Genomic DNA, 21,422 nt, shown 5'->3' with positions numbered 1-21,422 from the left:
CGCCGTGCGTCAAAGACGTCTTAAGACTGCATAAAATTATCTTATCAACCATTACCATTTTTGTCAATAAAAAATACATCTGCCTGAAGCCTCACGGCATCTTTTAAATCATGCGTAGATACTATAAGCTGCCTTGATCCTATATTATCGAGTATGTACTTAACCGCAATGCTCCTGTTATCCTCATCAAGCCCTGCAAACGGCTCATCCATAACCACCGCATCCGAATCTGCAAGCATCGCCCTTACTATCTCGCAGCGCCTTTTCATACCTCCGCTTAATTCATCTGCTCTTCTGTCACAGCCGCTTTCCCCAAGGAGCTTCTCAAGGTGCGGCCTTACAACATCTGCCGGCATATCCGGTACGGCAAGCCTGACATTATCATATGCCGAAAGCCATGGACACAGCCTGTTTTCCTGAAACACAACCGATACTTTTTGCGGAACTGTGACACTCCCTTTATGGCACTCAAGCAGTCCGGCGATAACCTTCAGAAGAGTAGTCTTGCCTATACCTGATTCTCCCATAATGCACAGATGTCCTCCGGGCGGTATTTTCACGCTTATGCCATTAATCACATTTTCCAAACCATATCCCGCACTTACATCATCAAGCTCTATATCAGCTGCACCCGGTCTGCTGTTATGTCCACCGCAATTATCTGCTGACGCATGACTTCTGCATGACATTCCATATCTGCAGCATGACTTTGCAGCCGCATCTGATATAAGCAGAAGCAGCTTCTCGAATACCACACTTGCAATAATAATTATTATACCCCATGACAGCAATACATCCGTCTCAAGATAAAGCTTGGCAAGATACATCTGTTCTCCAATTGAATTGCGTGTAAGTCCTATAACCTCTGCGGCCGCACCGGCTTTCCAACACATTCCCGCTGAGCTTTTTACAGCCGTTCTTATATAAGGCATACACTGCATAAGAGATATGTATCTGAATCTTCTCATTCCATGTATGTTGAACACATCTGCCATCTGTGCAAGATTCTTATCCATATTATCAATTCCCTGAACCATACCGTGATATACAACAGGAAATACAACGATAAATGCAATTACTGCTGATACATTCTTTGCTCCGGCTATCATCAGTACCAGAATTATAAATGCGGTTACAGGTAATGCCTGCATCGCACTTATCAGTGGTGCTGACATTATTCTTACCGCACGCACATATCCTGCCGCCAATCCCGCCAAAACTGCCGTCACAAACGCAGCCGTATATCCGGCAAATATCCTGATGAGACTATGCATCGTAATTATGTAAGTATTTTTTTGTCCAAGCATTCCTGCCATGCAAAAAAATACTTTAACGGGGCCCGGAAGTACAATATCCAGCCCCGTCAAAGTACTTGCTATCTGCCATATAACAAGCCACATCAAAGCAGCCGGTATATATGCAAATATATTCTTATTAAATCTGTTATGTGTCATTATGACTCCAATGCATTGCCGATGAATTTTACAATCATATATAACGTATTAACGTCATTCTCGCTCCACTTTCTTCTGTGAGCACCAAATATATCAAATGATACAATTCCCATAACGTGCTCACTAGAACCTATCATAAACTGAAGCGTTGAACATATCTCGTGATCTTTCCAGAAATCATACATTTCAGGACAGTGAATCTCACATTCCTTGACATTATGTATCTGGTTGATTCCATTGGCGTTGAACAGTTCCAGATACCTGCTGTCCATAATATCCGATATATCTCCGACAGACATGTTATATCTGCCCGCTGTCATTGATGTACGTATCCGTCCATCTGCATCACTCTCATATATCGTTATGCCATGTATATTAAGATTCTCTATAATACTGTCAAGAACATGCGGTATAACATCCCTGCCGGCTTTGGTAAGCAGTAATATAAGATTAGACGCAAGCTCTGCTTTTGCTATCGGCTTAAGCTCCGCACATGTATGTGCAGCATAAGCACCTTCTTTTTCTTCTTCCAGCTCTCCATGAAGTTCCTTATCATATATTATGAATCTGTCACGTCCCTTTTCCTTGGCTATATAAAGTGCTTTATCCGCAATCTTAAACAGTCTGACATAATCGTCTGCATCTTTTGGGTAATTAGCAACTCCTATAGATGTTGTAAATCTGTAATCCGGTGCTTTATTCTGAAATGCCCATTCAAGCTCTTCCCTTATGCCAATCAGGATACTTCTCAATTCTGTAACATCATCTGCACTATCAAGCATTATCATGAACTCGTCACCACCGATTCGCCCGACAACACCCTTATCTCCTACCCAGGTTCTTATAGTCTGGGCAAATCTGTATATTACCTCATCACCAAAAAGATGTCCGTATGTATCATTAACATTCTTAAAATAATCAATATCACATATTGCAAGCCAGAATGGTTCCTGACTGCCTTTTTCGTTAAAATGTCTTATCTTATTCTCAACAAAGTCGGTCATTGCTTTTTTGTTGAGAATCCCTGTAGCTGAATCTTTCTCCGCCGCATCATCACTTAATTCTCCGGATGTTGCTTTGCCTATACGCGATACATGTGAAGCAATCCCTATCACTCTTGCAAGCTCATTATCATAGTACAATGTCTGTCCGTGGAATGACATAAGCTCATAATTCTCTCCCCCGCGGAATATATTGGTCTCAAGTTCAACCGTAAAGCTTGCTTCACAACTCTTTATCTTCTCAAAAAGCATATACAGCTTATCAATATTATCGCCGTCAACATGCTTTTCTTCAATCAGTCTCTTCAGGACTTCATCTATATCAGCCTTTTCAATATTATCAGCCCTGTATCCCCTGTAACAGAAAAATGTAAACATCCCGTCAGACGGATTATACTCAAAGAAATATTCCGCAAGCATTCCCATTATGCTGCGGTATTTGCGCACATCAAGATCCATCTTCTTATATCTGGCATTCAGCGTTACAATATCTCTGAGCTCCACGTCAGTATATTTTGTTCCGTTAACCGGATATGCACGTCTGAGCGCAATAATAAGACATGGTCTGTATACGCCGTCTCTTCTCCTCATTCTAACAACAACAAACTGCTCAGATGGAGCATCTTCATTCTCTATATATCTGTAAAATCGTTCTACATCATCATCTGCAATAAGCTTGTCGAATCTTGTATATTCCTCATACACAAACTGATATGCACGCTGGTCAGCTTTTACCACAATGTAATTGCTGTCAAATGTAATTATCGAACATGCCATATCGTTGACAGCATGTCTGAAATCAATCTCATTATTCATACTGATTCATTGGCTCCGTCTGTAGTACATTCTTGTTAAAATCCGCCTAAATATCTGTTAATGCCTGTTCTATATCAGCAATTATGTCATCCGCATTCTCGATTCCGACCGAGAGTCTTATAAGATCAGGCTGTACACCTGCCTCAATAAGCTGCTCATCTGTCATCTGACGATGTGTGTGGCTTGCCGGATGAAGCACTGATGTCCTTGCATCCGCAACATGAGTAACTATAGCAACGAGCTTGAGACTGTCCATGAACTTAACGGCAGTATCCCTTCCGCCCTTAAGCCCGAACGAAATCACACCGCATATGCCATCCGGCATATATTTTCTGGCAAGATCATAATATCTGTTGCCCGGAAGTCCCGCATAATTAACCCATGCAACCTTATCATTGTTATTAAGATACTCTGCCACCTTGTCAGCATTCTCACAGTGTTTCCTTACTCTGAGTGCCAGAGACTCGAGACCAAGATTAAGCAGAAATGCATTCTGCGGAGACTGCATTGAGCCCAAATCACGCATAAGCTGTGATGTAGCTTTAGTAATGTATGCCGCCCTGCCAAACTTTTTAGTATATATAATTCCATGATACGATTCATCAGGAGTAGTAAGCCCAGGATATCTGTCCGCATGTGCTTCCCAATCAAAATTGCCACTATCAACAATACATCCGCCAAGCGCAACTGCGTGTCCATCCATATATTTTGTCGTTGAATGTGTTACTATATCTGCACCCCATTCAAAAGGTCTGCAGTTAACCGGTGTTGCAAACGTATTATCAACTATAAGCGGCATACCATGCCTGTGTGCAACATTAGCAAACTTCTCAATATCAAGTATCGTAAGCGCCGGATTAGCAATCGTTTCACCGAATATAAGCTTTGTGTTCGGTCTTATGGCTGCTTCAATCTCTTCCTCACTTGCATCAGGATCTATAAATGTACATTCTATTCCGAGCTTCTTCATAGTAACTCCGAACAGGTTGAATGTACCTCCGTATATTGCAGAAGAACTTATCATATGGTCTCCTGCCTCACATATGTTAAATGTTGCATAGAAGTTAGCTGCCTGTCCTGACGAAAGAAGCATTGCAGCACATCCGCCTTCAAGATCACATATCTTCTGAGCCACATAATCATTAGTAGGATTCTGTAGCCTTGAATAGAAATATCCGCTCTTTTCAAGGTCAAACAGCGCTCCCATCTCATCACTCGACTCATATTTGAAGGTTGTGCTCTGAATAATCGGAAGCACTCTCGGCTCCCCGTTCTTAGGCTGCCAGCCGCTCTGGACACATTTGGTTTCAATATTGTAATTACTCATTCTTCTTCTCCCTCTTCGTCATGGGGCTCATACGTCACACGTACCTTTTTTACCCTTTTATTATCTACCTCAAGCACACTGAATCTGTATCCGCTGTACCATACTTCAAACTGTTCATTATCTTCAGGAAGATGTTCCATTCTCGATATAATAAATCCGCTCAGTGTATCGGAATCCTCATCTGCAAAACTTATATTAAGCATGTCCTCTATATCATCAAGCTGTGTATATCCGTCCATTATGTATGAACCGTCACTGTCACGGACAATATACTGTTCCTCAACATCATATTCATCCATGATATTGCCTACAATCTCCTCAAGGATATCCTCCATAGTCACTATTCCTGTTGTCTGCCCATACTCATCAACAACAACAGCCATATGCACCTTCTCAGACTGCATAGACTTAAACAGTGCATTAATATTACGTGTCTCCGGAATAAAATGTGGATCAAAAAGCATCTCGTCCTTAAGTTCGTATATCGTATGATTCCGCTTATACGAATCCGCATATATCTTAAGGAGATCTCTCAGATGCATAACACCTATAATATGGTCTATATCGCCTTCATACACCGGAAATCTCGAATAATTCTCCCCCAGGACGAATTCAAAACAGTCTTTTATTGTAGTGTCGGCATCAATTGCCACTATATTTTTTCTGTGTGTCATAATATCGTGAGCTTCCTTGTCACCGAACTCAATAATGTTCGTTATCATCTCAGCCTCACTGTCAAGCAGCTCTCCCTGTTGATGTCCCTCCTGCACGATATTCTTAATCTCATCGGTCACATTATCATCTTTCTTACGAAAAATCTTATCTAAGAACGACTGACCCGGCTCTTTGGCACCCAAAACACTTCCTCCATTCGTACTATTAAAAAATAAAATCAAATTAATTGTATCATTCTTCTTCAGGCATTTCAAGGCTTACCTGCAAAGCTTTATTGACTTGTGTTATTATCTCATTGTCAAGATGGCACACTTTGTCCTTAAGCCTCTTTTTATCTATTGTTCTCAGCTGTTCAAGCAGTATAACGGAATCTTTCACTATGTCGTATTTCATTGAATCAATCTCGACATGAGTAGGAAGCTTCGCCTTGTTCTGCCTGCTTGTAATCGCTGCACATATCACTGTAGGGCTGTGTCTGTTGCCGGTATCATTCTGTATTATCAGAACCGGTCTGATTCCCCCCTGTTCAGATCCGACCACCGGTCTTAAATCTGCATAAAATATATCTCCTCTTTTAACAACCACATCAAATCACACTCCATATATAAGCTTGTATGTACCTATTATTCCCCGCTTAACAGTGTGTATACAGTGATTTCAGATTAAAATCCGGTTATTAAATGTCCCACTTGCGATAAAAATAATCCACGCTGCCTATATATCTGCCGTCTCTATAGTAATTACGTGGGATTCTCTTGCCGAGATCACACACGAACTCATAGTTAAATGTGCCGGCAAGTGCCGCAATCTCCTCAACAGATATATACTCATTTCCATCGCGTCCTATAAGTGTTACTTCATCAAGTCTTCCGACATCAGGTATATCAGTAACATCGACCATAAACTGATCCATACATACCCGCCCTGTTATAGGTGCTTTCCTGCCTCTTATAAGTACATATCCCTTATTAGACAGGCTTCTTGGATATCCGTCACCATATCCTGTTTCTATAGTTGCAAGCCTCGTAACACGTTTTGCTTCAAATGTTCCATTATAACTTACACGTTCGCCCGGCTGTATTGTCTTTACCATTGTAACTGAACTTTTGAGTTCAATCGCAGGCTTCAGTTCAACCACATCATGGCTGACCTCTTCAGACGGATACATTCCATACATTGCAATTCCAAGACGCACCATATCCATATTAACATCAGGCATATCAATAATACCCGCACTGTTAGAACAGTGTCTGTATTTAAAATGCATACCTTCATTCTCAAGCTTTTCAACAAAAGTTTTAAAAAGTTCAAACTGCCTGTATGCTGCTGTCTTATCCTTTTCGTCTGCGGTTGCAAAATGAGTAAAGATTCCTTCAACATCAAGGCCATCATACTTTGCAAGCGCAAGAACTGTTTTAATGCCATCATCATCAGGTCTGAGCCCGATTCTGTGCATTCCCGTGTCAACCTTAACATGGCACCTGATATTTTCCCCGGCAGCGACAGCTGCTGCAGACATCTTCTTTGCCATCTCTGTATCAAATACAGGTATTGACAAAGCATATCTTATCACCTGGTCATAATGCATCTCGTCTACATATCCAAGCACAAGAATCATCTTCTCAATTCCATTCTGTCTAAGATTAATTCCCTCTTCAACAGTAGCCACTGCATATGCGTCAACAATGTCATTTACAGCTTTTGCAACTGCCACATCACCATGCCCGTAAGCATCTGCTTTTACAACAGCCATAGCCTTTGTCCCCGGCTTTGTGAGTGCCATAAGAGCCCTGACATTGTATTCTATGTTGTCAAGATTTATATCTGCATATACCCTTGTATACTTTTTCACTTTACTCTCCATTCCGCAGACACAGCTTATTTGCGGTTCTGTGCTGCTGCCATAAGATTAGTTATTCCGTCTATGATATCACCGGCCTTCATACCGTGTTCGCCGCGTCTGGATGCTGCATAATCACCACCAAGCCCGTGAAGGAACACTCCCATGCACGCTGCTTCATATGCATTAAGCCCGCTCACGCTCATGCCGGCAATAACACCTGTAAGGACATCTCCCGAGCCTCCTGTTGCCATTCCGCTGTTACCTGATGTATTTATATATACTGTCTTCTTAGAATCAGCCACTATTGTCCTTGCATCCTTCAGCACACATATAACCTTATATCTCGATGCAAACGAAACTGCCGTCTGTATCAGCCTGCCCTGGATTGATGCAACTGATGTACCTGCCAGTCTTGCCATCTCTCCAATATGTGGTGTAAGTATAAAATCGGCTTCCTCCGTGTTACGGCATGCCAGCAGATTCTTAAGTTCTTTGTCTTCAGCTATTATATTAAGTGCATCTGCATCCACAATAGTAGTTACACTGCTGTTCATGAGTATGTATCTTGTCATGCACACTGCTATCTGTGTCTTTGCAAGCCCCGGGCCTATAATAACACATGTTGCCCACTCAAGTTCTTTTTTAAGCCTGCTTTCAAGATCCTCCTGTGTCTCAACATCGCGATATGTCTCAACAATCGCCTCAGGTATATTCTTCTGGACAGCGACACGCTGATTCTCATGCGTAAACACTTTTACAAGCCCTGCACCATTGCGATATGCCGAGAGTGCCGCAAGGCTTGCTGCTCCTCCCATTGAAAACGAGCCTGCAATGACAAGAACCCTTCCATATGTTCCTTTGTTGGAATACGCTTTGCGCTTAGGAATACGTTCCAGATCCTCAACTGAATATGTAAATGCCTTATTACGCACAGCATTAAGTGCTGCGCCGGCAAATCCTATGTCTTCCACCTTCACTTTGCCTGAATATTCTGCTCCCGGGTATAGGACACTGCCTATCTTGACGCACCCGAATGTAACTGTTTTGTTTGCTTTTACTGCAGTTCCCATGATTCTGCCATCAGACGCATTTATTCCTGAAGGAATATCAACCGAAAGGACCCATGCATCAGATGCATTTATCTGTGTTACTACCTGCTCATATCTGCCCTCAATGTTCCTGCTTATTCCAATGCCAAACAGTCCATCTATGATAATATTATATTCCGTCAGCCTGACCTTGTTGAAAATCTTAACGCCCGATGCCTTTGCGATTCCAAGCTGGGCGTTGAACTCATCAGAGCCTGTCTTTCTCATCACAAATACATCCGCAGCATAGCCTCTCTCATGAAGTATTCTTGCAGCTGCAACAGCATCTGCGCCGTTATTGCCGCTTCCGCATACAGCTATTATCCTTGCTTTTTTCATTGCTTTATCTGCACTTGCATATGTCTTACGAAGATATTTCTCAACTGCTGATGCCACTGACAGTGCGGCACGTTCCATAAGGACCATCGATGGAATGCCTATCTTGCTGATTGTAACATCATCAACTTTTCTTGCCTGTCTCTCATTAAGTAAATACTGCATAGTTAACCTCCATTCAGTCACATTTTCAGTCACATTTCTCAGCCACGGCTACTGCCGCGACAAGCTCTTTAAGGTTTGAAATACTTACATGTATATGCGTAACACCAATAGAATCAGCCAGTCTTCCTGCTTCACCGTACAGAACCACATATGGCTTGCCCATGTCATCACGGAGTACCTCTATGTCTCTTGGGCCAAAGCCTGAGAATCCGGTGCCAAGTGCTTTTGCCACCGACTCCTTAACACAAAAATTGCCGGCATAGAAACTCGCACTGCCATCAGACTGGATAATCTCTTTATCTGTAAAACAGCGACCCAGAAAGGACTCCTTTTCACATGCCTTTCTGACCCGCTCCATCTCCAAAATATCATTGCCGATTCCGACTATCATTCCTGCTGCTCATTTCTCTCATCAAGCAGACCCATAAGCCCCTGTCCGAGTATATCATGAAGATGACCGTACATCTCTTCGTTACCTAGCTCTTTATCCTGTTTAATCACAAGATTCTTCTTCAGCTTAACTCTTGTATCATTAATCCACTTATCAAGCAGTGCGATATCTGCCCTGTTTGAATTCATCCTGCCATAGCAGTAACGTATAGTTGCAGTAAGAAGATCAAGATTAGCTGCTGCAAGCTTGTGTGGAACATCAAGTGATTCATCCTCAAGCTGGGCAATCTTGCCCTTTGCCTCCTGAATAAGTCTCTGGCTCTCGTTCATCTTCTTAAGGTGTTTCGGATCACTACTGTCCATCTCCATATCATCAACAACGCCCTGAATCAGTCTGCTTTTAATCTTCTTAACTTCCTTAAGGTCATTATTAACCTGTCCCTGCTTCTTAAGCAGATTATTAACTCTTTCTTCAAGTACCCTTATAGTCTCCGGCTTATCACTCTCATCCGGGAAAAGGCTGTAATAATTCTTGTCCAGAGTCAGTATCGGAATCTGTTTAAAGGCTGCATTACTCTTTATGAAATCGCTTGTTATCTCAGCCATCAAACATTCCCCCTTTCTTACTGATTAGCATGATTGGCCATATTATATGAAAGTCTCATAAGGCTCTCTGACAGATGTACATTCTCAACGACAATATTGTCCGGGACATTAATATCAGTATGTGCAAAATTCCATATTGCCTTAATCCCCGCTTCAACCGCCACTCTGGCGACTTCCCGCGCCGCATCTTTCGGAACGGTTATTGCAAGTATCTCTATATTCTCGTCTTTTATAAACTGTGGCAGCCTGTCAGACATCATTATCTGATGTTCTCCTATCTTCCTGCCGTCCAGCTCCTTATTATTATCAAACACTCCCCTTATGATAAATCCCCTCTTGGCAAAGTCTTCAGAATTAACTATTGCCTGTCCGAGATTACCGGCACCTACTATAACCATGCTGTGTGTCTTATCTATTCCGAGAATCTTGCCTATCTCCTCGTACAGATATTCAACATTATATCCATAGCCCTGCTGCCCGAATCCGCCAAAATTATTAAGATCCTGACGTATCTGTGACGCAGTAACTTTCATACGATTACTGAGTTCGTTGGATGATATTCTCTGTATGCCGCTTTCCTTTATCTCTCCAAGATATCTGTAGTATCTTGGGAGTCTGCGTATAACCGCAGATGATATTTTTTTATCGCTGCTCATATAGCACCCCTTTTCATCATAAGGACTTTAAGCCGTTATTATTATAACGCCTCGTTAAAATCATGTCAAAATAATTATCCGATAACACGCTTGGCAATATCAACCGATTCCTTGGCATCCTTTGCATAAAAATCCGCATGTATCTGTTCTGCATATTCAGGAGTAAGTACAGCACCCCCGACCATTATCTTACAGTCAAGGTTATTTTCGTGGATAAGCTTTATTGTCTCTTCCATTGAAACAAGAGTTGTTGTCATAAGTGCTGACAGACCTACAAGCTTTGCACCGCTCTCACGCACCGCATCTACAACAGCCTGATACTCTACGTCTTTACCAAGATCTATCACATCATATCCGTAATTCTCAAGGAGTACCTTTACAATATTCTTGCCAATATCATGAATATCTCCCTTAACAGTTGCTATAACTATCTTTCCCTTGCTAACAGGCTTGGAATCCTTACCTGCCATCTGCTTTTTAATTACTTCAAATGCAGCCTGGGCAACGCCTGCTGACTGTATAAGCTGTGGAAGGAATATCTTACCTTTTTCAAAATCAGCTCCGATTCTGTCAAGTGCCGGAATAAGAATATCATTCACAATCTCCATTGAATCCATTGTCTTAAGCAGCTCTTCAGTACACTGTGCTCCCTCAGTCTTAAGTCCGTTAAGCACTGCATGCATAAGCGTATCCCCGCCGCCAAGCGGTGCATTGCCATCCGCCTTTGCAGCCGCTCCTGACGCATTGTCATCTATTACTATCTTTTTAACCTTAGGCATATTGGCATATGCCTTAATATATTCAACTGAATTGACATCATAATTGGCAAGAAGCTTGTATGCCCTTACCGTACCTGTCATTGCTTCGTTATTAGGGTTGATTATAGGCAGGTCAAGTCCGTTATTAAGAGCCATTGCAAGGAAAATGTGATTAACGAGCTCTCTGTTAGGAAGTCCGAATGATATATTGGATACTCCGAGGACTGTCTTAAGCCCCAGCTCGGTCTTGACACGGTGGAGCGCATTAATCGTCTCCATTACATTCTCCTGCTCCGCGGACGCCGTCAGTGTAAGACAGTCAATAAATACATCTTCCTTCGGGATGCCTATTGCCTGCGCCCTGTCAAGTATCTTCTGTGCGATACGGAATCTGTCCTCTGCCTTCTTCGGTATTCCTCCCTCGTCAAGAGTAAGCCCGACAACAGCAGCACCATACTTCTTAACAAGCGGAAGTACGGTTGCAAGAGACTTTTCCTCACCATTAACAGAATTAACTATCGGCTTTCCGTTATATACACGGAGTGCAGCTTCAAGCACCTCAGGTATTGTTGAGTCAATCTGGAGCGGCACATCCACAATTCCCTGAAGCGCCTTAACCACCTTGACCATCATCTCTTTTTCATCAATTCCCGGAAGTCCGACATTGACATCAAGGATATCAGCTCCGCCCTTAACCTGCTCAAGTGCCTGATTAAGTATGTAATCTATATCATTATTAAGGAGTGCCTCCTTAAAAAGCTTCTTGCCTGTCGGGTTAATTCTCTCACCGATTATTCTCGGCTGCGATATTGCGACCGCCTGTGTAGGTGAGCACACTGCTGCACCTGTCTTTTTGCTGTGTGTTGCCGGATTACCCTCTGTCTTAAGCATATTCTTAAGTTCCCTGATAAAGTCAGGTGTTGTACCACAGCATCCGCCAAATACCTTTATCCCATACGGAAGCAGAATCTTCATTGATTCAGCAAAATCGGCAGCTGACAGATTGTATTTGTTAGTCTTAGGGTCAGGAAGCCCTGCATTAGGCTTGAGGACAATCGGCAGGTTAGTCCAGTCCGCAAGTTCTTTTACAACCGGTTCAAGTTCTTTCGGTCCGAGGGAACAGTTTACACCTATTGCATCCACGCCAAGCCCTTCAAGGGTTAATGCCATTGACTGTACGGATACACCTGTAAATGTTCTGTGGTTCATCTCAAATGTCATTGTAACCATGACAGGAAGGTCGGAATTTTCCTTTGCCGCAAGTACTCCTGCCTTAACCTCAAGCAGGTCTGTCATTGTTTCGAACACAATGAGATCTGCATCACTTCCTGCTTTTATAAGCTGTGCATACATATCATAAGCTTCTTCAAAGCTCATAGTTCCCGTAGGTTCCATAAGCTGTCCGATAGGTCCTATATCAAGAGCTACAAGCGCTTTGCTTCCGTCTTCTGCCGGATTGGCATCACTTGCACGCCTCGCATTGGCAATCGCCGCTTTGACTATCTCCTCAAGTGAATATCCGCAGCCCTCAAGCTTGTATGGATTGGCTCCGAATGTATTGGCATATACTATCTGTGAACCGGCCTTTATGTACTGTGAATGAATATTCTCAAGCAGTTCCGGCTGCGTAATGCTCAGGACTTCCGGTGTTTCTCCCATCTTCATCCCTGCTGCCTGAAGCATTGTTCCCATTGCCCCGTCAAGAATAACATATTCATTTTTAAGTAAATCCCTGAAACTATTGTTCATTATTCTGTCCTCTTTTATCTGTTATCTTTCCTGTTATCTTCCACACCCAATATCAGTTCCGCTGTAAGGGCATTTCCCTTTCATATTACATGTCTGACATCCGCGCTGTGACTTCGGAAGCGGTTTATCCGACACTCCTATTATACAAGTAACCGACTTTCTCGGTGTGAGCAGACAGCTTTTAGTTGCATATACGCCAACCCTCTTTCCGGCATCAAGTATCCTTAAAAAATCCGGCTGTAATGTAAGCGGAAGGTCTCCATATCCTATTCCGAATCTCCATGTCTGATAAGTCCCTTCAAACTTATCGGCAATTATCCGTTCCGCCTTACTGCATACCTGTTCCACAGCTACACTTGAAAGGCTGTCGGCAACCACCATTGCAGCCATATCTTTAAGTTCAAGCTTTCTCAAAAGTCTGTCAACTTCTGCCGATATTGTTACACATAACAGCACCATACGGTCACATCCCTTGAGATGTTCTTTAATTGAATTGCCTGTAAGGATAAGATTAGTTCCTGCCGCTTCAACACCTTCTTCCCTGTGTATGCATTCAAAGCATCTGTATACATATTGTGGTCTTGCTGCTTCAAGAAGAAGCTTCTCACATTCATCAAGCAGTCTCTGTGTATTATCGTCAGGCTCTGTTTTTCCCATTCCAAGGTAACGCAGTGCCTCCTGTCTGTCCAGGGCATCCAGCTTTATTATATCATTATTCATGTCATTCATTCTTATCTTAACCTAATACCCATATAAACTTAAAAGCCAGCCTGCCCCAAAACTTCTGCAGACTGGCTTAACCATTCCATTATCTGTTAATTGATGCCAAGAATCCTCTTAACATTATCACACATCTCATTAACTTCGCATACTGTGTCATGAAGAACCGGTGCTGTTCTGATGTCCTCAATTGCCTTAGGAATATCAACACCTGACAGTCTGTTAAGTTCGTCAACAAGTTCAAAATCACCCATTGAATCATACTTTGGATCTATTGCTGTAAGCACACTTCTTGTGAACTTGTAAGGACTTGCTGTAGATGCAATTACAGTTTTAGTAGTATCACCTGTATCCTTCTTATACTTCTCATATACAGTTGCTGCGACACCTGTGTGAGTATCAATAATATATCCTGTATCCTCATACAGTTTCTTAATCGTAGCTGCATTCTCTTCCTCTGTTGCATAATTACCATAGAAATCTGCAAGCTGCTTCTTCATCTCATCCGTAATTCCATATCTGCCCTGAGACTTGAGTTCTGACATAAGCTCCTGATTCTTAGCTGCATCATTACCTGCAATTCTATAGATAAGTCTTTCAAGGTTACTTGAGATAAGAATATCCATTGAAGGAGATGTTGTAAGGATAAAATCACGATTTCTGTCATACTCACCTGTAGCAAAGAAATCATACAGAACCTTATTGTCATTGGATGCACATATAAGCTTATTAATCGGAAGTCCCATATTCTTAGCATAAAATGCAGCAAGGATATTACCGAAGTTACCTGTAGGTACTACAACATTGATCTTCTCGCCATCCTTAATCCGGTCATTGGCAAGAAGTCTTGTATATGCATATACATAATAAACTATCTGTGGTACAAGACGTCCGATATTGATTGAATTAGCTGATGAGAACTGATATCCCGCAGCATTCATAACCTTCTCAAGTTCCTTGTCACCGAATATATTCTTAACGCCTGTCTGTGCATCATCGAAATTACCCTTAATTCCGATTACATATGTATTGTCACCCTTCTGTGTTACCATCTGCTTCTCCTGAACAGGGCTGACACCATCCTTAGGATAGAATACGATAATTTTAGTACCCTTAACATCAGCAAATCCCGCAAGTGCAGCCTTACCTGTATCACCTGATGTTGCTGTAAGAATAACTATGTCATTAGTAACATTATTCTTTCTGGCAGATGTTATAAGAAGATGTGGAAGTATTGAAAGTGCCATATCCTTAAATGCAATCGTTGCACCATGGAAAAGTTCCAGATAATATGCGCCATCAGCACTTACGAGCGGAGCTATCTCATCTGTATCGAACTTTGAGTCGTATGCCTTATTAATGCAGTCCTTAAGCTCTTCCTCTGTAAAATCAGTGAGCATAAGCTTCATTACTTCATACGCAACTCCCTTATAATCCATTGAAGCAAGCTTATCAAGACTTACGTCAAGTGCAGGTATACTATCAGGTACAAAAAGACCTCCGTCCGGTGCAAGTCCCTTAAGTATTGCCTGTGAAGCCTTAACACTTACATTAGCGTCTCTCGTACTCTTATACATTAATTCCATCTTCTTCCTCCATATACAGTGCATACTGCCATTAAGGTCAGGCAGACGCGTTTTTACATAAACAAAAATATTTTATCACAGAGAATTATCATCTGCAATAAAATGTTTAACAAATCGTACTATGTTCCCAAATAAAAACGTGACAGCTTGTCATACTCAGCATTAATTGCCAGAATTACTGTGCTGTCCCCGTGCATGTTATCCGGGTGATATATCTTCTGAAGTGACTTATATCTCTTCTTAAGCGATGCCATATCATCAACACCCCTGAAGAATACATTCACATTAGCCTCCACAGACATGCTTCTTCTTGCCTCCCTAACGGCATTGTCCCTGAAGCACAGCTTATCTCTTTCAAACTGTTCCTTGTCTATTGCCAGCCTTCTTGTCTCATTCTCAAGGAGCTGCCACTGTCTGTCGAACAAAATCTTCTGGTTCTCAAGCTGTTTGCGAAGCAGCATATTCTTGCTCTGCTGGCGTTCCAGCAGATTCTTCTGAATATCTATAAGCTTGCGCTCGTCCTCAAGCTCCTTCTTCATCTCTTCAAGACGCAGACTTTCTTTAAAGAACCATTTTTTCTTATTATCAAGTTCATCCGGACTCATATTATCGAATCTGTCTTCACTCTTCATGCCAATCCTCCGCTACACTGCATGATATTGCCTGCAACAATCCAATTATACACTTCATTTGATATATTCTCAAGCAGATATACATAATATGCATATCACATATGCAAAATATTTCCATTACCTCATGCATTTGCACGATAAAGACATGAGTGCTATAATTCTTTTTATATCTTTATATCATCAAAGCCTGGGGATTCTGCCCCAAGCATAATTATATCGCAATATTAAGAATGGAGGATATACACATTGAAAACCGGAATAGTATTTGAGGGTGGTGCTTTCAGAACAATATTTTCATGCGGCGTAATGGATGCATTCCTTGCCAATAATATAATGCCTGACTACATGATCGGAGTATCCGCCGGAGCAGCTTATGGTGTTTCATATGCATCAGGACAGGCGAAGCGTAACTATGACATTATTATGCAGTTCTGCCATGACAAGCGTTACATGGGTGCCGGCAATCTTATCAATCCGTCTAACAAAAGTTATTATGGTCTCAAATTTGCCTATGATACAATTCCAAATGAGCTTGTTCCTTTTGATTATGAAGCATTTGACAGATATAACAGCCATGGAGAGTTCATTGCCGTTGTGACTAATGTTCTCACAGGACGTCCCGAATATATGCATGTTAGTGCACATGATCCGCAGAACACAGTCCTTCAGGCAACCTGTGCGCTTCCACTGCTTTTTCCTTTCATTTACATTAATGACACGCCATATCTTGACGGAGGCTTAAGCGACTCAATTCCTTTTGAAAAAGCATTTGCAGACGGATGTGACAGAGTTGTTGTTGTGCTCACAAGAGAGGATGGCTACCGCAAGCAGACAGGGCGTTCAACCAGAGCCGTTGCACATGCATACATGAAATATCCGGAGCTTGCAAAGGACCTTATGAAACGTGCCAGAAGATATAACAGCTGTCTCGACAGGCTTGCAGAATATGAAAAAGACGGACGTGTCATCGTAATACGTCCTGACAGTACCAAAGGCTTCAGCCGTCTTGAAAAAGACCTGTCCAAGATTGATGCCCTCTATAATGACGGATTCAAAAAAGGCATGGACATTGCCGGCACCGTAAAGTCATTCTATGGCACCGGTGCTGAATCTTAACATTAAATTACGGCATATCGGAAATTACCGAATACAATCTCTTTTGTAATTCCTACCGCTTCACGCAGCATGTAATTGACAAGCAGTATTTTATTGGACGGGGCCGCAAGGCCCTGTACATTATTAAGCCCCTGGGCATTCGCAAGCTTAAGTGCCCTGAATATATGGAAGCTGCTGCTGGCAATTACAACATCCGAAGCGGTATCATCTATATACAGCTCCCTGCTCAGCTTTATATTAAGCTGTGTATCTGTTGATTTATCCTCCATAAGTATCCTGTCGGGATTAATCCCCTTTTCAGTAAGATATCTTTTCATTGCGAATGCCTCTGTTACACTCTCTCCTTTTCCCTTACCGCCTGCAACTATTATGGTACATTCCTTTCCATCTTCACTGCATGCATACTCATATGCAGTATCCAGCCTCTGCGCAAGTGATTTTGAGACCACATCCCCTTTGACATGTGCTCCAAGCACTATCATATAATCGCACCCGCCGTCAGGTTTTGCATTCATCTTACTTATCACAAGTCCCTCAAGCACGGCAAGATAGCCAAATCCCAATATCATCACAACCGTAAATGCTGTCTTAGTCCATACATGAAGTACAATTCTTCCGCAGGCTTCCATTCTGCTTATATAAAAAACAAATCCAAAAAATAACGAAATAGCAAGCCATATATAATTAAACATTGACGATGGTCCGGTTACAGCCAGACATGTAATAAAATATCCCGCGCTTAAAATCGCAATTGTAAGCCATGTATACTGCATATTATCTCCTTTCCGCAGACATACAAAGCGTCAAAAAATCACAAGCCAAATATCAGATTCAGCTCTGCTACAGACGCAATTTGTGGTGTCTGCGGCACTAATTGCTTTATAAAAATCAGTTATTATTTCAATTTATCATATTTTATCATATGATGCCGACATGTATTTGTCAATTTTCCTCACCGAAACATATTTTAACATAATTGTACAAACCTTCAGTTTGGTGTATAATGCATTTTAAATAAATGCTAATGGAGGACTAATTATGTTCGTATTCAACAATGATGTAATTCCTACCGACTGCGAGCCGGGCGTAACACGTAAGATTCTCACCCATTCAGATGAGCTTATGATGTGCGAGATAACATTCAAAAAGGGGGCAAGAGGAAACACTCATTCACACCCACATCTTCAGATTACATATATCGCAAAAGGAAGCTTTGAATTCACAATTGATGGGGAAACCAGAATAGTAAAGCAGGGAGACAGTGTATACATGCCGTCTGATGCTGTTCATGGAGTTGTTGCTCTCGAGGACGGAATTCTTGTAGATGTATTCAATCCCGCAAGAGAAGATTTTCTAAAGAAATAGTTTTATCTGAATATTACTCTCCTGCTGTCACCACAGCATCCATATGCATAGAATATAAATGAATCCAGATTACGGAGGCTTTTATATGAAACACAGGATGCTTGGTGGCATCACAGGAATTGCTCTTTCTGTCACCACACTCATTTCAATGTCAGCCTGTTTTCCACAGGACTCTTCTGACAGACTCACTCAGATAACCCTTAATGAGGTTGCCCACTCTATATTCTACGCTCCACAGTATGTTGCAATCGAGAACGGATACTTTGAGGAAGAAGGAATCAGCCTTACGCTCGTCACCGGTTTTGGTGCTGATAAAGTAATGACATCACTCGTATCCGGAGATGCCGATATAGGATTTATGGGCTCAGAATCCTCAGTGTATGTATATAACGAAGGTTCCACAGACTATGCTGTCAACTTTGCGCAGCTTACACAGCGAGCAGGTAATTTTCTTGTATCCCGTACACCGCAACCAGACTTCAATTGGGACTCACTCAGGGGCAGTACTGTCCTTGGCGGACGCGCAGGTGGCATGCCCGAGATGATTCTTGAATACATTCTCAAAAATAAGGGAATCGATTATAAAAATGATCTTACAATCATACAGAATATTGACTTTGGCTCCACTGCCGGTGCTTTCAAAGGCAGCCCTGATGATTATGACTATACAGTTGAGTTTGAGCCGCATGCGACACTTCTGGAAAACGAAGGTGCCGGTTACGTTGTAAGCTCTCTTGGCATTGAGAGCGGATATGTACCATACACTGCATACTGTGCAAAAAAAAGTTATATTAAAAATCACCCGGAGATAATACAGTCATTTACAAATGCAATACAAAAGGGTATTAACTATGTAAATACGCACACGCCGGAAGAAATTGCCACAGTTATCGCACCACAGTTTCCGGAGACCGAGTCCAAAGACCTTGTAAAGATAATTGACCGTTACAAGCAGCAGGATTCCTGGAAAGATAACACTGTATTTTCAGAAGACAGCTTCAATCTGCTTCTCGATATTCTTGAGTCCTCAGGTGAACTCAAATCGCGTGTTCCTTATGAAGTACTCGTTAATACTGAATTCGCAGAACGTGCAAAATAACATTATGCTAAAAAAGACATCATACATGCGGTCAATAATTGATTAACTGCGCTGTATGATGTCTTTTAGATTCACATTATAAATTACATTTCTTCTAATATGCTCTTGGCACGTTCTAAGGAATCGATATGTACATAGATGGAATATTTGCGGTTGGATGATTTTGAAAAGAAGCCATGGTCACCCTTGGATCTTTCAAAATAGCTGATGTTATTCTTAAGAAGCAGCTTCTCAAGTCTATCCTTCTTTGCCTTATCAATTGAATCAATCAACATTACTTCCCTGTTGTCCATAATTCAAACCTTCCTTCTTGTTTTATATTATCGTGTCATCCTTTCAATGTGCCTTACAAGCCGGAGCCATCATATCTTAGTAAAATGATTTTATTGATGATGAACCGAACATCTGACGATAGATATTATTATACATATCGTCAGAAAGCACATTCTTGAGAACCGATATATTCTTTATAACCTCCGAAGACACTTCGTTCTCCTGTGATGCAGTCATTCTTGATGCGTTAATTGCATTAGCAAAATCCGATGACCTGAAATCAAGTGAACTAATCTGCTTATAATCCGCCGAACCTGACATTGCAACATCTAATGATGTACCATCAATATTGCCATCCAGTGTTAATGAATTAATAACAAGTGAACCGCTTGATGCATCCATACCCTTCATTGCAGCATCCATATACAGTCTGAGATACTGGTTGGATATATTGCCTGACTTAGGTGTAACCTTTACGTCAATCTTGATATTATCTCCGCTTGATGAAGCCATTGCATCCATATCAAGTTCGTCTGAGCCTATATTGACGTAGATGCAGTCATTCTTTTTCTCTCTGCCGAGGAGCTTAAGTTCTGCCTTAAATGCTGACCCCTTGTATGTTGTAATTGAATTAGTATCAAATGAAACTGACACGAGCTCTTTTTTATTGGTTATTGCAGCATTCACAACAAACTGTCCGAATCCGAGTTCTGCATTAGTGACTGCATTCTTACATGTATCCTTTGTGACATATCCTGATACGAATGCCAGATAAGGCTTAAGCGTATCATCATTAAATACATTCTCAATAACATTATTGGCAAAATTCTTGACATTCTGCTCTGTCACCGTTATCGCGAACTGTGTAGCTTTGACATCTCCCTGCTCGCCATTGAATGTTACCCTGCCAAGCTTATCATATGATAATTCATCGATAAATGAATCAACCGCACCGAATACATCTTTAACAACAGCCTGTATAATTCCCGAATAAGCAGAAATATTACTTGTTGAAGCAGCTTTGCCCATGTAGCTGAACATATCACTGTAGCTGATTCCGCTATCTCTGAATACATCATCTGTCTTCATATAGAATGACTTGCTGCAAAGTGCAGGAATACTAAAATATACATTATTAGTATCCATGTAAATCTTCATCTCAATCACCGAAGACTTACCGGTTCCCTGTGCGAGTCCCATCGTTCCTGCAATAACCTTATCTTCAGGTGACATCTGAAGATGCATGTTAAGCGTGTCTGCCTTAACATATGAAAGATAATCACTTCCGTTGACAGTTGCCCTGTCAATATGAAGCGAATATGTAAAATCATTCTTACCAGCAACCTGTGTTGATGCTAAGCTGCTATCTGACATAACTGTGTCAAATGATGTCTGGAGATTGCCTGCTGAGCTCTTAAGAGCTTCCTTAACCTGTTCTTCAGGGTTAATAATCATTGCAAGTGTTGATCTCATGCAGAATCCCGCAACACCAAGTGCAACTACTATAAGTGCAATTATCGCTGCAATAAGCGGAGCCTTACTCTTCTTAGGCTCTACATGTTTTCCTACCGGCGGCTGTACCGGCTGATATGGCTGCTGTACCGGCTGTGCACCATATCCGTTACCACTATTCTGCACCGGTCCAACGCTGTCACTCATACTTTTTGTAAGATCCACCGGTTCCTGCGGCATAAGCATATTGCCGCACTTTGGGCAGAACATTGCCCCTTGTTCTACTTCATTACCACACTTTGGACAAAACATATC

20 protein-coding genes are annotated in these 21,422 nt (G+C 41.8%); 3 read left to right on the top strand and 17 right to left on the bottom strand.

Features of this window, described 5'->3' with window-relative positions:
- Positions 1–44: 44 nt before the first annotated feature.
- The 14 genes from NQ488_05540 to NQ488_05475 form a co-directional block, all read right to left on the bottom strand.
- Complete coding sequence (locus tag NQ488_05540) at positions 45–1,454, bottom strand: ATP-binding cassette domain-containing protein (GenBank protein UWN96760.1); 1,410 nt, start codon at positions 1,452–1,454, stop codon at positions 45–47.
- Positions 1,454–3,271, bottom strand: coding sequence for a GGDEF domain-containing protein (locus NQ488_05535; GenBank protein UWN96759.1), 1,818 nt, complete (start codon positions 3,269–3,271; stop codon positions 1,454–1,456). Before NQ488_05535 ends, NQ488_05540 begins: the two co-directional genes overlap by 1 nt.
- A gap of 46 nt (positions 3,272–3,317) precedes the next feature.
- Positions 3,318–4,598, bottom strand: coding sequence for an O-acetylhomoserine aminocarboxypropyltransferase/cysteine synthase (locus NQ488_05530; protein UWN96758.1), 1,281 nt, complete (start codon positions 4,596–4,598; stop codon positions 3,318–3,320).
- Entirely contained in the window at positions 4,595–5,455 is an 861-nt protein-coding gene (locus NQ488_05525; GenBank protein UWN96757.1) for a hemolysin family protein, read from the bottom strand. Before NQ488_05525 ends, NQ488_05530 begins: the two co-directional genes overlap by 4 nt.
- 49 nt (positions 5,456–5,504) lie before the next feature.
- Entirely contained in the window at positions 5,505–5,858 is a 354-nt protein-coding gene (locus tag NQ488_05520; GenBank protein ID UWN96756.1) for a type II toxin-antitoxin system PemK/MazF family toxin, read from the bottom strand.
- A 91-nt stretch (positions 5,859–5,949) separates the two neighbouring features.
- Positions 5,950–7,125: an alanine racemase gene (gene alr / locus NQ488_05515; protein ID UWN96755.1), complete on the bottom strand. Its 1,176-nt coding sequence runs from the start codon at positions 7,123–7,125 to the stop codon at positions 5,950–5,952.
- 26 nt (positions 7,126–7,151) lie between these two features.
- Positions 7,152–8,705: a bifunctional ADP-dependent NAD(P)H-hydrate dehydratase/NAD(P)H-hydrate epimerase gene (locus NQ488_05510; protein UWN96754.1), complete on the bottom strand. Its 1,554-nt coding sequence runs from the start codon at positions 8,703–8,705 to the stop codon at positions 7,152–7,154.
- A 25-nt stretch (positions 8,706–8,730) separates the two neighbouring features.
- Entirely contained in the window at positions 8,731–9,096 is a 366-nt protein-coding gene (acpS, locus tag NQ488_05505) for a holo-ACP synthase (protein UWN96753.1), read from the bottom strand.
- Positions 9,093–9,701 carry a hypothetical protein gene (locus tag NQ488_05500; GenBank protein ID UWN96752.1) on the bottom strand — a complete coding sequence of 203 codons (609 nt, stop codon included), beginning with the start codon at positions 9,699–9,701 and terminating at the stop codon, positions 9,093–9,095. The genes acpS and NQ488_05500 overlap by 4 nt, the downstream gene beginning before the upstream one ends.
- A 17-nt stretch (positions 9,702–9,718) precedes the next feature.
- Positions 9,719–10,357: a redox-sensing transcriptional repressor Rex gene (locus NQ488_05495; GenBank protein UWN96751.1), complete on the bottom strand. Its 639-nt coding sequence runs from the start codon at positions 10,355–10,357 to the stop codon at positions 9,719–9,721.
- Between the two features lie 74 nt (positions 10,358–10,431).
- Positions 10,432–12,864 carry a homocysteine S-methyltransferase family protein gene (locus NQ488_05490; GenBank protein ID UWN96750.1) on the bottom strand — a complete coding sequence of 811 codons (2,433 nt, stop codon included), beginning with the start codon at positions 12,862–12,864 and terminating at the stop codon, positions 10,432–10,434.
- A gap of 33 nt (positions 12,865–12,897) precedes the next feature.
- On the bottom strand, positions 12,898–13,584 hold the full coding sequence (locus NQ488_05485) for a methionine synthase (GenBank protein ID UWN96749.1): 687 nt from the start codon (positions 13,582–13,584) through the stop codon (positions 12,898–12,900).
- A 95-nt stretch (positions 13,585–13,679) separates the two neighbouring features.
- Complete coding sequence (thrC, locus tag NQ488_05480) at positions 13,680–15,170, bottom strand: threonine synthase (protein UWN96748.1); 1,491 nt, start codon at positions 15,168–15,170, stop codon at positions 13,680–13,682.
- A gap of 119 nt (positions 15,171–15,289) precedes the next feature.
- Positions 15,290–15,802 (bottom strand): hypothetical protein, encoded by a 513-nt coding sequence (locus tag NQ488_05475; GenBank protein ID UWN96747.1) that lies wholly within the window; start codon positions 15,800–15,802, stop codon positions 15,290–15,292.
- A 246-nt stretch (positions 15,803–16,048) separates the two neighbouring features.
- Here NQ488_05475 and NQ488_05470 point away from each other — a divergent pair, with 246 nt between their 5' ends.
- Complete coding sequence (locus NQ488_05470) at positions 16,049–16,918, top strand: patatin family protein (protein UWN96746.1); 870 nt, start codon at positions 16,049–16,051, stop codon at positions 16,916–16,918.
- Between the two features lie 2 nt (positions 16,919–16,920).
- Here the strand turns inward: NQ488_05470 and NQ488_05465 are convergent, their stop codons facing one another.
- Positions 16,921–17,691 (bottom strand): YdcF family protein, encoded by a 771-nt coding sequence (locus tag NQ488_05465; protein ID UWN96745.1) that lies wholly within the window; start codon positions 17,689–17,691, stop codon positions 16,921–16,923.
- Between the two features lie 265 nt (positions 17,692–17,956).
- On the opposite strand from NQ488_05465, the gene NQ488_05460 reads away from it, so the two are divergent.
- Both NQ488_05460 and NQ488_05455 read left to right on the top strand, forming a co-directional pair.
- Complete coding sequence (locus NQ488_05460; GenBank protein ID UWN96744.1) at positions 17,957–18,283, top strand: cupin domain-containing protein; 327 nt, start codon at positions 17,957–17,959, stop codon at positions 18,281–18,283.
- 85 nt (positions 18,284–18,368) lie between these two features.
- On the top strand, positions 18,369–19,382 hold the full coding sequence (locus NQ488_05455; GenBank protein ID UWN96743.1) for an ABC transporter substrate-binding protein: 1,014 nt from the start codon (positions 18,369–18,371) through the stop codon (positions 19,380–19,382).
- Between the two features lie 83 nt (positions 19,383–19,465).
- On the opposite strand, the gene NQ488_05450 is transcribed toward NQ488_05455, so the two are convergent.
- Positions 19,466–19,675 carry a hypothetical protein gene (locus NQ488_05450; GenBank protein UWN96742.1) on the bottom strand — a complete coding sequence of 70 codons (210 nt, stop codon included), beginning with the start codon at positions 19,673–19,675 and terminating at the stop codon, positions 19,466–19,468.
- Between the two features lie 76 nt (positions 19,676–19,751).
- The gene (locus tag NQ488_05445) at positions 19,752–21,419 is read right to left on the bottom strand and encodes a zinc-ribbon domain-containing protein (protein UWN96741.1); all 1,668 of its coding nucleotides are present in this window, start codon (positions 21,417–21,419) and stop codon (positions 19,752–19,754) included.
- Positions 21,420–21,422 lie beyond the last annotated feature (3 nt).

It is taken from the genome of [Bacteroides] pectinophilus, assembly GCA_025146925.1.
Lineage (GTDB): Bacteria > Bacillota > Clostridia > Lachnospirales > Lachnospiraceae > Bacteroides_F > Bacteroides_F pectinophilus.
Note: the sequence above shows the minus strand (reverse complement) of the source record. Positions and strands in the feature narration are given on the sequence as shown.

Coding starts and splice junctions, on each gene's coding strand:
- NQ488_05450 (UWN96742.1), bottom strand. CDS start 19,675: ATGGACAACAGGGAAGTAATGTTGATTGATTCAATTGATAAGGCAAAG.
- acpS (UWN96753.1), bottom strand. CDS start 9,096: ATGATAGTCGGAATCGGCAATGATATTTTGGAGATGGAGCGGGTCAGA.
- NQ488_05500 (UWN96752.1), bottom strand. CDS start 9,701: ATGGCTGAGATAACAAGCGATTTCATAAAGAGTAATGCAGCCTTTAAA.
- NQ488_05490 (UWN96750.1), bottom strand. CDS start 12,864: ATGAACAATAGTTTCAGGGATTTACTTAAAAATGAATATGTTATTCTT.
- NQ488_05475 (UWN96747.1), bottom strand. CDS start 15,802: ATGAAGAGTGAAGACAGATTCGATAATATGAGTCCGGATGAACTTGAT.
- NQ488_05455 (UWN96743.1), top strand. CDS start 18,369: ATGAAACACAGGATGCTTGGTGGCATCACAGGAATTGCTCTTTCTGTC.
- NQ488_05495 (UWN96751.1), bottom strand. CDS start 10,357: ATGAGCAGCGATAAAAAAATATCATCTGCGGTTATACGCAGACTCCCA.
- NQ488_05530 (UWN96758.1), bottom strand. CDS start 4,598: ATGAGTAATTACAATATTGAAACCAAATGTGTCCAGAGCGGCTGGCAG.
- NQ488_05460 (UWN96744.1), top strand. CDS start 17,957: ATGTTCGTATTCAACAATGATGTAATTCCTACCGACTGCGAGCCGGGC.
- thrC (UWN96748.1), bottom strand. CDS start 15,170: ATGGAATTAATGTATAAGAGTACGAGAGACGCTAATGTAAGTGTTAAG.
- NQ488_05465 (UWN96745.1), bottom strand. CDS start 17,691: ATGCAGTATACATGGCTTACAATTGCGATTTTAAGCGCGGGATATTTT.
- NQ488_05510 (UWN96754.1), bottom strand. CDS start 8,705: ATGCAGTATTTACTTAATGAGAGACAGGCAAGAAAAGTTGATGATGTT.
- NQ488_05445 (UWN96741.1), bottom strand. CDS start 21,419: ATGTTTTGTCCAAAGTGTGGTAATGAAGTAGAACAAGGGGCAATGTTC.
- NQ488_05540 (UWN96760.1), bottom strand. CDS start 1,454: ATGACACATAACAGATTTAATAAGAATATATTTGCATATATACCGGCT.
- NQ488_05485 (UWN96749.1), bottom strand. CDS start 13,584: ATGAATAATGATATAATAAAGCTGGATGCCCTGGACAGACAGGAGGCA.
- NQ488_05535 (UWN96759.1), bottom strand. CDS start 3,271: ATGAATAATGAGATTGATTTCAGACATGCTGTCAACGATATGGCATGT.